Annotated in this window: 11 protein-coding genes; 8 read left to right on the top strand and 3 right to left on the bottom strand. The window is 49.6% G+C overall.

All coding sequences use genetic code 11. The features are described 5' to 3' along the window. The first annotated feature begins 4 nt into the window (after positions 1-4). Positions 5-2,071 (top strand): SPI-4 type I secretion system protein SiiF, encoded by a 2,067-nt coding sequence (siiF, locus tag HU143_RS20740; RefSeq protein WP_000358571.1) that lies wholly within the window; start codon positions 5-7, stop codon positions 2,069-2,071. Positions 2,072-2,348: 277 nt separating this feature from the next. Here siiF and HU143_RS20735 read toward each other — a convergent pair whose 3' ends face one another. Continuing rightward, positions 2,349-2,630 carry a YjcB family protein gene (locus HU143_RS20735; protein WP_023227580.1) on the bottom strand — a complete coding sequence of 94 codons (282 nt, stop codon included), beginning with the start codon at positions 2,628-2,630 and terminating at the stop codon, positions 2,349-2,351. 561 nt (positions 2,631-3,191) lie between these two features. Here HU143_RS20735 and HU143_RS20730 point away from each other — a divergent pair. Then, a complete protein-coding gene (locus HU143_RS20730; RefSeq protein WP_000083650.1) occupies positions 3,192-4,793 on the top strand; it encodes an EAL domain-containing protein in 1,602 nt (533 codons plus the stop codon). Here HU143_RS20730 and soxS read toward each other — a convergent pair. Next, on the bottom strand, positions 4,781-5,104 hold the full coding sequence (soxS, locus tag HU143_RS20725) for a superoxide response transcriptional regulator SoxS (RefSeq protein ID WP_000019483.1): 324 nt from the start codon (positions 5,102-5,104) through the stop codon (positions 4,781-4,783). The two genes, HU143_RS20730 and soxS, sit on opposite strands and share 13 nt — an antisense overlap. Positions 5,105-5,190: 86 nt before the next feature. On the opposite strand from soxS, the gene soxR reads away from it, so the two are divergent. The 4 genes from soxR (at position 5,191) to HU143_RS20705 (ending at position 10,102) form a co-directional block, all read left to right on the top strand. Continuing rightward, positions 5,191-5,649: a redox-sensitive transcriptional activator SoxR gene (gene soxR / locus HU143_RS20720; protein ID WP_000412686.1), complete on the top strand. Its 459-nt coding sequence runs from the start codon at positions 5,191-5,193 to the stop codon at positions 5,647-5,649. Between the two features lie 292 nt (positions 5,650-5,941). Further along, a complete protein-coding gene (locus HU143_RS20715) occupies positions 5,942-6,610 on the top strand; it encodes a glutathione S-transferase family protein (RefSeq protein ID WP_000958578.1) in 669 nt (222 codons plus the stop codon). 346 nt (positions 6,611-6,956) lie between these two features. Next, positions 6,957-8,306, top strand: a complete 1,350-nt coding sequence (gene ghxP / locus HU143_RS20710; protein WP_023227579.1) for a guanine/hypoxanthine transporter GhxP — start codon at positions 6,957-6,959, stop codon at positions 8,304-8,306. Between the two features lie 149 nt (positions 8,307-8,455). Next, positions 8,456-10,102: a Na+/H+ antiporter gene (locus HU143_RS20705; protein ID WP_000402189.1), complete on the top strand. Its 1,647-nt coding sequence runs from the start codon at positions 8,456-8,458 to the stop codon at positions 10,100-10,102. A gap of 94 nt (positions 10,103-10,196) precedes the next feature. Here HU143_RS20705 and HU143_RS20700 read toward each other — a convergent pair whose 3' ends face one another. Further along, positions 10,197-11,084: a LysR family transcriptional regulator gene (locus HU143_RS20700; RefSeq protein WP_000354962.1), complete on the bottom strand. Its 888-nt coding sequence runs from the start codon at positions 11,082-11,084 to the stop codon at positions 10,197-10,199. 103 nt (positions 11,085-11,187) lie between these two features. Between HU143_RS20700 and HU143_RS20695 the strand changes: the two genes are divergently transcribed. Further along, on the top strand, positions 11,188-11,598 hold the full coding sequence (locus HU143_RS20695) for a CidA/LrgA family protein (RefSeq protein ID WP_000257347.1): 411 nt from the start codon (positions 11,188-11,190) through the stop codon (positions 11,596-11,598). Next, positions 11,591-12,280, top strand: a complete 690-nt coding sequence (locus HU143_RS20690) for an LrgB family protein (protein WP_001067096.1) — start codon at positions 11,591-11,593, stop codon at positions 12,278-12,280. Before HU143_RS20695 ends, HU143_RS20690 begins: the two co-directional genes overlap by 8 nt. The last annotated feature ends 37 nt before the right edge of the window (positions 12,281-12,317 follow it).

Raw genomic sequence — 12,317 nt, 5'->3', positions numbered from 1 at the left:
ACTTATGGATAAAAAACTAGAACCTTATTATTTAAGTGCGGAAACGGCATTATCTATAGTGTCTAAAAAATTCAACATAAAAATTGACATCAAAGAGGATGATATAAATTTAAGATTTAAAAAGTACGACAGAAATAACACTGATGACTCTATACAAATGAAGAATTTCTTTTTGTCGTTAGGGCTTTCTCTACAGGATATATTATTTAATAATGGTGAGGATTTACTAAATGAGCCTATGCCGATTTTACTATTAACACCAGAAATGAAGTGGATGGTGTGTGTGAGCGGCGGGCAAAAAATAAAGTTGGTAAACGCGCGCGGTGAACTCTGTTATGTTGAAATTGAAGATGAATATTTAAAAGAGTTATCTGCATTTAGTATACTACCTTTAAATAAAGTTGTTGATAGTATAAGAGTAAAAAATATCATAAAAAACTCTTTATCGATGAACAAAATTTTTTATACTAAATACTTCTTTTCATCTCTTTTTATGGCAATTTTTGCGTTAACTATCCCAGTATTTAGTAATCTGTTCTATGATAAGCTTGTTCCAAGCGCTTCGGTTTCATCGTTATTTGGCGTGGCTATAATTGTTGCTGTATTTATTGTTTTTGAGTTTATCCTTCGTACTTCGAAAGATATTTATCAGTCTATCACAGCAAGGCAGGATGACGTCGATATTGATATCGCATTTCTTGAAGCGGTACTTTATAGTAAAAAGAAAAATGGCAGATCCATGTCATCAGCATTTGTGCTATGGAATGAGTTTCAGAAAATTAAACCCGTTTTATTAAACTCGATCTTTCAACGTATAGCCGATATTCCAATATTTATTATATTTCTCATTGTTATATATGTAAATTTAGGTCTGGTCGTTATTGTACCTGTTACCATGTTTATCGTCTCTATTATTATTTCCATCGTTAACCACCATTATACTAATGAGTTAATGAACAAACAAAAAGAAGGACAGAAGAACAGGAATATTTTTATCTCAGAAGTTTTCTTATCTATTAAAATGATCCATACCTTAAATAATCAAGGTTTACTTTTTGATTGGGTTAATACATCAAATGAACAGTCGTATCTTAACCTGAAGATAAGGAAATTAAATCTTATCTATCAATCTATATTGGGTAGTATGTCATCTATTACCCAAATAACCATTATGGTAATAGCCTTTTTTATGGTAATTAAGGGGGATGTTACCACTGGCGCAATTGTTTCATCTGTCATTGTCTCTGGTCGTATCTCCGGGATCATTTCGAATTTTTCTTCTACATTAATCTCTATTTTATCAGCAGAAAAAACCGGTAAGGATCTGCTTTCTTTTTTTGATGAAGATCAGGCAGAAAAAACACCGGCATTACAGTCCATATCAAAGTGCAATGGCGATATCTCTATCCGGGGCGTGAGTTATCAGTATGATGCTCAATCTCCGATGATTATTAACCGACTGTCTATAGACATACCTGCGGGGCAACGTGTCGCGGTGGTAGGCGAATGCGGAGCAGGAAAAAGCTCATTACTGGGAATGCTATCTGGCTACCTTTCGCCAACAGACGGTGCCATCTTATATGATGGATATAACTTAGGACATTTATCGCAGAACTTTTTTTCTCAGCATTTAAGTGTGGTGACGACACATGATGTTTTATTCACCGGAACCATTGAAAGTAATTTCGCGTTAAAACCGCAAAACGACAGGGGCCGGGTACTCAAGGCGCTTCATCTGGCGAACTGTGGTTTTATCTTGCAACATCCTATGGGGCTGAAGTTTCCGGTGAATTTTATGGCTAAAAACCTGTCATCCGGACAGCAGCAGCAGTTATTATTAGCACGTAGTCTGAGCAGTAACGCCAGCGTCTTTTTATGGGATGAACCAACATCAAATCTGGATGAGAATACCGAGAAGCAAATTTTTGATAACTTAGATGAGTTTATTCATGGGAAAACGTTGATCATGGTGACGCATCGTCGATATCTGATAAAGTATTTTGACCGGGTTCTGGTAATGAAAGGTGGAAAAATAATCCGTGATTGTTCTCCGGATAAATTATTAATGTAAAATAAGCAGCGCTTGTCGCTGTTATCAGGTGGTACTGCTTAATAAAAAAGACCCGTTGCACAAACGGGTCTTTTTTGTCATTTAACAAGTCGGCAATGTCTTCAATAAGTTTAGCTCGATTCTGTTAGGGCTATTCCACTTGCCATTTTTGGATAACCACACCTGGCGGCCCTCATCAACGGCAATGCGAGGGACGTGATGGTTCGCAAGGCTACCCCTGGCGCGCGATTCCGCGTTGAGATAACCGGTGGGCGGCTTCAGCGGCAGCGATAGCGTATCAGGTCAGCACCATCGGCCATTCTGGCGGGGTCTGGCTCATCGTTTCGACCATTACGGCTTCAATGTTATGCCAGATCGCAGCGAGATCCATCATGGTAATACCGAGTAAGCCGGTGGCAAACCAGCAGGCGGATACCACGCCCAGACCGCTACTGATCACCGCCAGACCAACATAATCTGATTTACGGAAACGGATATTGAGCGTGCTGGCTAAAAACATGAGCACGGCGCTCAGCAGTTGCCAGCGGAGAAGAACGACACCAGTGGTTATGGCAGCCATGAAACATTTCCTCTGAATAGACCTTTGTCCAGGACAGCTCGGCGTTGTTCCCGGGAAACGTGGGACATTCTGGCTATCAACGGACGTTACATCAACATCGAATGAAACATTGTTTCTATTTCATTGTTTTTGTGAACTATATCACAAAAACAAGCTTGCTCGCCAGATCGGCAATGTATTTTTTGTGCGTTTTATAACCGTATTTTTTGTGTGACTTCTACGCGTCCGTAGAGAAACTGCCGGAAAGCAAAGATGTATTATTACTACCCTTTTATTTTTTTCGTGAAATTCAGACCTGATAAAAATATCAAGTTATTTATCAAAAGAAAGGAGTAAAGATGTATACCCCATCGTTTACTTAGGTATAAATCTGATATTATCAAAAATATTTAGTGTCCTGCCTGGTATGCGAAAGAGATTGCGCGTAGTTATTAATGGTAAATGTTGATCGGTAAAAGTCTGTTGCTAATATTGATAAATTCATGCACCGTAAACCTCCGTTTGGTTCACGTCTTATTTTGCCAACAATAGTCACAAATAATGCAGGGAAATAGGCTGAAAATGAGTCAAAGCACACGACGCAAGGTGTTGAGATTTCTCGGAACGATCATTGTGGTGTTACTTCCTGTATTGCTGGCGATCTGGTTTGCTCATATCCGGGCAGTCTCTGAAACCAGAAATCAGTTACATTCATTTGCGCAGTTGGTATTAGATAAAACGGAGCGGGTTATCCTGCAAGCAGATTTAGCCCGCGATGCCGCTGAACAATATCAGGGGCAAGCCTGTACGCCAGCCCATCAACAGCGAATGCTGAATATTATCCGCGGTCGTTTGTACATTAATGAGTTGATTTATGCTAAGGGCCAGCGCTTTCTATGCTCTACGGTTATGACGCCAACAAGTCCTTATTTTATTCCCCGCGCTGACTATAAACGAAAGCCTGACATCGCTATTTATTACTATCGTGATACGCCTTTTTTCAACGGTTATAAAATGACATATATGCAGCGGGGAAACTATGTCGCGGTTATCAATCCCTTATCTTATAGCGAGGTGATGTCAGACGATCCGGCGTTGGCCTGGGGAATGTATGATACGGTGACCAACACCTTTTTCTCCCTGAGTGAACAGGCGCAGGCTGATCAGCTATTACCTTTGGTACGACGGAGTGAACCTGTGTTCCAACAGGGTGAGCGTTTTTATACTCTGGTAAAATCAGCAAAACGACCGGTTGCCGCGATTGTTTCAACCTCAAAGCAACGCTTTTACCAGAACCTCTTTCATCAGCTTACGTTAACGCTACCGTTAGGGATCATCTGTAGCATTATCATCTTATTTATGTGGTCACGATCCCGGCAGGCATATTACTCACCGCGTCGATTGCTGCAACGGGCCATTACCAGGCACCAGCTTTGCCTTCATTATCAGCCGATCATTGATATCCGAAACGGGACATGTGTAGGTGCCGAAGCGCTATTGCGTTGGCCGGGCTATCACGGTCCGGTGATGAGCCCGTGCGAATTTATTCCGCTGGCGGAAAAAGAGGGGATGATTGAGCAGATCACCGATTATGTCGTCGAAGAGGTATTTAATGATTTAGGTGGTTTTCTGGCCGCGCACCCGCATCTTTATGTCTCTATCAATCTCTCTGCCGCCGATTTTCTCTCTTCCCGACTAATTGTGATGATTCATGAAAAAACGCGTCAGCATTCAGTGCTTGCGCAACAGATAAAGGTTGAAGTGACTGAGCGCGGATTTATTGATGTGCCTAAAATGACGCCGATTATTCAGGCGTTTCGCCAGGCGGGATACGAGGTGGCAATTGATGACTTTGGTACCGGCTATTCGAACTTGCATAACCTGTACTCATTAAATGTCGACCTTTTAAAAATTGATAAATCTTTTGTCGACACGCTAACCACTAATAGCGCCAGCCATTTGATTGTGGAACATATTATTGAAATGGCGCAAAGTTTGCGGCTAAAAATCATTGCGGAGGGGGTTGAAACGGCTGAACAGGTTAGCTGGTTGCTAAAACGCGGCGTTCAGTATTGTCAGGGATGGCACTTTGCGAAGGCGTTACCGCCGCAGGAATTCATCGCCTGGCTACAACAAACGCCCGCGCCTCTGACGATACGCGGGCAGACGCCCTACAGGCGGTGACGGTAATCGCTGGGAGTGCGATCGAACTCGCGGCGGAATACACGCGAGAAGGTTTGCTGCGATACATAGCCCAGGTCCATCGCGATATCAAAAATCGGGCGCTCGGTCGTTCGTAGCTCAACGGCCGCCAACAGGAGACGGCGCTGGCGAATATACTCGCCTAATGTTTGATGCGTTACCGTACGAAACATCCGCTGCAAATACCACTTGGAGTAGCCCGATTTTTTTGCCACCACATCAATGTTTAGCGGTTGGTCGATATGTTCATCAATCCATTCGATAAGGGTCTGAATTATCTGCTGATGCGACATATTGTTGCCTCTTAAACAGTATTCGATTCGTCGTTTTGTCTGCGGGCGAGTATAATTCCTCAAGTTAACTTGAGGTAAAGCGATTTATGGAAAAAAAATCTCCCCGTTTAAAAGCCTTACTGACGCCGGGGGAAGTTGCGAAACGTAGCGGTGTTGCTGTGTCCGCCCTGCACTTCTATGAAAGCAAAGGGCTAATTACCAGTATCCGTAATAGCGGTAACCAACGGCGATACAAGCGTGACGTGTTGCGTTATGTCGCGATTATCAAGATCGCCCAGCGTATCGGCATCCCGCTGGCAACTATCGGCGACGCGTTTGGTATCTTGCCGGAAGGACATACGTTAAGCGCGAAAGAGTGGAAGCAGCTCTCCTCGCAGTGGCGCGAAGAGTTAGACCGACGTATTCATACGCTGGTGGCGTTGCGCGATGAGCTGGACGGTTGTATCGGCTGCGGCTGTTTATCGCGTAGCGACTGTCCGCTGCGAAATCCAGGCGACAGGCTCGGCGAACACGGGACGGGTGCCCGGCTGCTTGAAGATGATTAACATGCACTCGGCCATCGGGCTGAGTTCACCTAAAACTAAAGCGCCGCTAAGGGCGCTTTAGTTTGTTTCCGGTCTTTGTCTTTCGCTCTATCCCGCTGATTACAGGAGGGTTTCCCCCGACGTCAACACCCCTCATATCGAGCACGTGGTGGAGGTTCCGGTTTGTGTTGATACTGTAAGTGTAAGCGACGACGCCCTGTTCGCCAGCGAAATGCTGATTTTTTAGCCGAAATTTTTACGGCAACTGCCATAATTTTCTATAGTTAGTTGGCATACCTTACAGGAGACAGCCATGCTGACGGTGCACCATTTAAATCAGTCTCGTTCGCAGCGTATCCTCTGGGCGCTGGAAGAGCTGGCGTTGCCTTACCAGATTGTGCGTTACCAGCGTGAAAAGACCATGCTGGCGCCGCCGGCATTGAAAAAAGTGCATCCGCTGGGCAAGTCTCCGGTTATCGAAGATCACGGTATGGTTATTGCGGAATCGGGCGCCATCCTGGAATATTTGCAGGACACTTACGACAGTATCGGACGCTTTAAGCCTGCGGATGCGCAGGGAAAACAACACTATCGATTCTGGCTACATTACGCTGAAGGTTCGCTCATGCCCTTGCTATTGATGAGACTGCTCTTTACCTCTCTGGGTAAACCGCCGGTACCATTGGGCCTGCGAACGTTGGGCGGCGTTATCGGTAAGGGCGCGCAAAAAACGTACCTCAATCCGCAACTGGAAACCCATGCGCGCTTTATTGACGGGCATCTGGCAAATCACCCCTGGTTTGCCGGAGAGCAGTTAAGTATGGCGGATATCCAGATGAGCTTCCCGCTATTTGCGCTGCTTGCCCGAGGCGGAATCGCTCATCTCGACCATATCAACGCATGGAAAGCGCGGGTAGAAATGCGTCCAGCCTGGCAGCGAGCGATTCAGCAGGGCGGTCCGTTTACCATTCCCGGCGGATAATGGCGTTTTTGTGAGCAGATTGCGCAACGTATTTGCTAACAGCGATGCGAAAAATTGTTGCTGGATTGCGCAGGGACGATAACGTTTGCGCATCGTCTGGCGATTTATTGAGCATATTAAGCAGAAAAGCATAAAAAGCGGCAAAGTTCAGTTGAAAAAGCGTTGATGATCGCTGGATAATCGTTTGCTTTTTTTTGCCACCCGTTTTGTATACGTGGAGCTAAACGTTTGCTTTTTTGCGGCGCCCCGGTTGTCGTAAATGTAGCACAAGGAGATAACGTTGCGCTGTTAGTGGATTACCTCCCACGTATACCGACGAATAATAAATTCTCAGGGGATGTTTTCTATGTCTACGCCTTCAGCGCGTACCGGCGGTTCACTCGACGCCTGGTTTAAAATTTCACAACGCGGGAGCACCGTTCGCCAGGAAGTCGTTGCTGGCTTAACCACGTTTCTCGCGATGGTTTACTCCGTCATCGTGGTGCCAGGGATGCTGGGTAAAGCCGGGTTCCCGCCTGCCGCCGTCTTTGTAGCGACCTGCCTGGTCGCAGGCGTCGGCTCTATTGTTATGGGGCTATGGGCGAATCTGCCGCTGGCTATCGGTTGCGCTATCTCGTTGACGGCGTTTACCGCGTTTAGCCTGGTCCTGGGGCAGCATATTAGCGTCCCGGTCGCGCTTGGCGCCGTATTCCTGATGGGCGTACTGTTTACCATTATCTCCGCTACCGGCATTCGTAGCTGGATTTTGCGTAACTTGCCGCAGGGCGTGGCCCACGGAACCGGTATCGGTATTGGCCTGTTTTTGTTGCTGATTGCCGCCAACGGCGTCGGCCTGGTCATTAAAAACCCGCTGGATGGCCTGCCGGTCGCGCTGGGCGATTTCGATACCTTCCCGGTGATTATGTCGCTTGTGGGTCTGGCTGTTATTCTCGGTCTGGAAAAGCTGAAAGTCCCCGGCGGCATTCTGTTGACCATTATTGGCATTTCTATTGTGGGTTTGCTCTTCGATCCTAACGTCCATTTTTCCGGCATTTTCGCCATGCCTTCGTTGAGCGATGAAAACGGCAACTCACTGATCGGCAGCCTGGATATTATGGGCGCGTTAAACCCTGTCGTTCTGCCAAGCGTACTGGCGCTGGTGATGACGGCGGTGTTTGATGCGACCGGAACGATCCGTGCGGTCGCAGGGCAGGCTAACCTGCTGGACAAAGACGGACAAATTATCGATGGCGGCAAAGCGCTAACCACCGACTCCCTGAGTAGCGTTTTCTCCGGCCTGGTCGGGGCGGCGCCAGCCGCGGTGTATATCGAGTCTGCGGCCGGTACGGCGGCGGGCGGTAAAACGGGCCTGACGGCGATTACCGTGGGCGTGCTGTTTTTGCTGATCCTGTTTCTTTCGCCGCTCTCTTATCTCGTTCCCGTCTACGCAACTGCCCCGGCGCTCATGTATGTCGGTCTGCTGATGCTGAGTAACGTGGCGAAAATCGATTTTGCTGATTTCGTCGATGCGATGGCGGGGCTGGTAACGGCCGTATTTATTGTACTGACCTGTAACATCGTCACCGGGATTATGATCGGCTTTGCCACACTGGTCGTCGGGCGTCTGGTTTCCGGCGAATGGCGTAAGCTGAATATCGGAACTGTCGTCATTGCGATCGCGCTGGTCGCTTTTTATGCCGGCGGCTGGGCTATCTAGTTCTGCCTTCATTCTGAAAAACGGGCGGCGTTGGTCGCCCGTTTTCATTTTCAGGACACATCACGTTACCTTTTGCGTTAATCTGAAGAAGGTGAAACCGAGGCATGATGCCTTTCTCCATCATAAAAAACATCGCAAACAGGGAACGCATGGAAATTTTCTTCACAATACTCATCATGACCCTTGTGGTCTCGCTGTCGGGGGTATTTACGCGTGTATTACCCTTCCAGCTTCCTTTACCCCTTATGCAGATCGCCATTGGCGCGCTGTTGGCGTGGCCGACGTTTGGTTTGCATGTGGAATTCGACCCGGAACTCTTCCTGGTGCTGTTTATTCCGCCGCTGCTGTTTGCGGATGGCTGGAAGACGCCGACCCGTGAATTTCTTGAGCATGGACGAGAGATTTTCGGGCTGGCGCTGGCGCTGGTCCTGGTAACGGTCGTGGGAATCGGCTTCCTGATTTATTGGCTGGTGCCCGGCATTCCGCTGATCCCCGCCTTTGCGCTGGCCGCCGTGCTGTCGCCGACCGATGCGGTAGCGCTCTCCGGAATTGTGGGCGAGGGGCGCATCCCGAAAAAAATCATGGGCATTCTGCAGGGAGAGGCGTTAATGAACGACGCCTCCGGTCTGGTATCGCTGAAATTCGCCGTCGCGGTGGCGATGGGGACGATGGTCTTTACCGTCGGCGGCGCGACGCTGGAATTTTTTAAGGTCGCTATCGGCGGTATTCTGGCGGGTTTTGTGGTCAGTTGGCTGTATGGCCGCTCGCTGCGTTTTTTGAGCCGCTGGGGCGGCGATGAGCCCGCGACGCAAATTGTCCTGCTGTTTCTGCTGCCCTTCGCGTCTTACCTGATTGCCGAACATATTGGCGTCTCAGGCATCCTGGCCGCGGTTGCCGCCGGGATGACCATCACCCGTTCTGGCGTAATGCGCCGCGCGCCGCTGGCAATGCGTTTGCGCGCGAACAGTACCTGGGCGATGCTGGAATTTGTCTTTAACGGTATGGTCTTTCTGCTGTTGGGACTGCAATTGCCGGGTATTCTGGAATCTTCGCTGGCGGCGGCGGAAGCTGACCCGAATGTCGAAACCTGGATGCTCTTTACCGATATCGTGCTGATTTATGCAGCATTGATGCTGGTTCGCTTCGGCTGGCTGTGGACCATGAAAAAGTTCAGCCTGCGCTTTTTGAAGAAGAAACCGATGGAGTTCGCCAGCTGGACGTCGCGTGAAATTCTGATTGCTTCCTTCGCTGGCGTTCGTGGGGCGATCACCCTGGCTGGTGTGCTCTCTATACCGTTACTTTTGCCGGATGGCAGCGGATTTCCGGCGCGTTATGAACTGGTATTCCTGGCGGCTGGCGTCATTCTGTTCTCGTTATTTGTCGGCGTGATCATGCTGCCGCTGCTGTTGCAACATCTGGAAGTCGCCGATCATGCGCAACAGTTGAAAGAGGAGCGTATCGCCCGCGCGGCGACGGCGGAAGTGGCGATTGTCGCCATTCAGAAAATGGAAGAGCGTCTGGCGGCGGATACCGAAGAAAACATCGATAATCAGTTGCTTACTGAAGTAAGCTCGCGTGTCATTGGTAACTTGCGTCGCCGTGCCGATGGGCGAAACGATGTCGAAAGCTCCATACAGGAAGAAAACCTGGAGCGACGTTTCCGTCTGGCGGCGCTGCGTTCCGAACGCGCCGAGTTGTATCATCTGCGCGCCACGCGAGAAATCAGCAATGAAACATTGCAAAAGCTGCTGCACGACCTGGATTTGATGGAAGCGCTACTGATAGAAAATCAGTAGTCCTTGTGGCCCGGTGGCGCCATGCTTACCGGGCCTACAAGTAGGCCGGATAAGGTGCTTGCGCCGCCATCCGGCAAGGGTTTTAACCCATGGTTTACGGTTGTTTCAGCCAAAACCCTTCGCAACAGGTTAACCATGCCCGGGCACTGTGCGACAGATACACGCCCTCGCGCCAAATCATGCCCAACTGCCAGCGGAGATCGCTTTCCAGCGGTAGCCAGCGCAGTGTGGCCTTATCCAGACGCTGACAAATCGGTTCCGGCAAAATGGCGATGCCGACGCCCGCTTGCACCATAGCGGCGAGAAAATCCCATTGACCGCTGCGCACGGCAATCCGTGGTTTTACGTCATGCTGGCTAAATAAGGTCATCAACTGGCGGCTCAGGGCAAAGTCTTCGTTATAGATAAGAAGAGGATGCTCCGCCAGAGCTTCAGGCGCGATGGAGTCGCAGGTTGTCCACTGACCTGAACGGGGAACCAGCACGCACAGCGGATGACTGAACAGCGATAATGTCGTTAGCCCGCTCGCTTCTTCCACCGGGAGCGCGGTCATCGCAACGTCCAGCTCGCCATTCATTACCGCCTGCTGTACCGTCAGGCCGCCAAACTCCGAAATTTTGAGTTCAACGCCTGGGTAGCGTTGTCGAAACAAACTGATTGGCCCGGCCATCAACATGCCGACCATCGGGGGGATACCCAGCCGCAGCACGCCCTTATTGAGATGGTTAATATCGCTCAACTCGGCCTCTAACTGGCGAAACTCAGCGAGGATCGCCAGACCGCGTTCAAACACCACGCGTCCGGTATCGGTCAGCAATAACTTACGTCCGTCGCGGATCAGTAGCGTACAGTTAAGCTCATCTTCAAGATTTTTCAGCATCTTGCTAATGGTGGGCTGGGTGACAAATAACTTCTCCGCTGCGCGGGTGAAACTTTGCTGGCGCACCACCTCGACAAAATAACGCAGCGTTCTGATATCCATGATTATTCCTTCCGACTATGCCTGCAATGATTTTAATTCATTTCTGCCCGTGACGGAGGTTCTCTATACTGGCGCTCCGTATTATTTTTCAGGACATTCCCTCATGGCTGTGGCGATAAGCCGCGTTACGCCTGCCGTTGTGCAACGACTCCAGGTACCGGTTCAGGTACTGCTCTATGCAGGTTTATTCATTTTTTCCCAATATCTTGTCTCCTGGCTACACCTGCCGTTGCCCGCGAATCTGGTCGGCATGGTGCTTATGCTGGCGCTGATCGTTTGCCGGATTATTCCGCTTAGCTGGGTACGCGCAGGCGCACGCTGGCTGCTGGCGGAGATGCTGTTATTCTTTGTTCCCGCCGTCGTGGCGGTAGTGAACTATGCCCATCTGTTACTGGTGGACGGCTGGCGCATCTTCTCGGTGATAGCGATCAGTACCTTAATGGTACTCGGTGCGACGGCGTGGGTGGTGGATAAAGTGTATCGCTATGAGATGAGCAGGCTAAACCGTGAATAACGTTCAGTTAAGCGTACTGTGCCTGGTGATTACGCTGGGAATTTACTTCGCCAATAAGCGTCTGTATCGCCGTTTTCGCAAACTGCCGTTGATGCCATTAGTGTTGACGCCGGCACTGCTGGTGTTAATGCTGGTGTTCGGTCATATCTCCTGGCAAAACTATATTGGTGAATCGCACTGGCTATTGTGGCTGCTCGGCCCGGCGACCATTGCCTTTGCGGTGCCGGTGTACGATAACCTCGCGATTATCAAACGTCACTGGATGTCGCTCACCGCGGGCGTAGTGACGGCGACGGTGGTGGCGGTCACCAGTTCCGTTTGGCTGGCGCGTCTGTTCACGTTATCGGATGAGATTCAGCGTAGTCTGGCGGTACGTTCCGTTACCACTCCATTTGCGCTGGCGGCGGCAGAACCCCTGGGCGGGCAGCCAGATCTGGTGGCGCTGTTCGTGGTCGTCACTGGCGTGTTTGGCATGGCGGTCGGCGACGCGCTATTTTTGCGTCTCTCTATCCGGGAAGGCATGGCAAAAGGGGCAGGATTCGGCGCGGCGTCACATGGGGCGGGCACGGCGCGTTCCTATGAACTTGGTCAGCAGGAGGGCGTCGTCGCCAGTCTGGTCATGATGCTGTCCGGCGTGGTGATGGTGCTGGCAGCCCCGCTGGTGGCGAGGGTGATGTTCTGATTTTCCTCCGACCCACAGGGCCGGAGGAAACGGTAAG

This window comes from Salmonella sp. SJTUF14076 (assembly GCF_015534835.1).
In the GTDB taxonomy this organism is placed as follows: domain Bacteria; phylum Pseudomonadota; class Gammaproteobacteria; order Enterobacterales; family Enterobacteriaceae; genus Salmonella; species Salmonella enterica.
The sequence above is the reverse complement of the archived record's forward strand: the minus strand, read 5'-3'. Positions and strand labels throughout refer to the sequence as shown.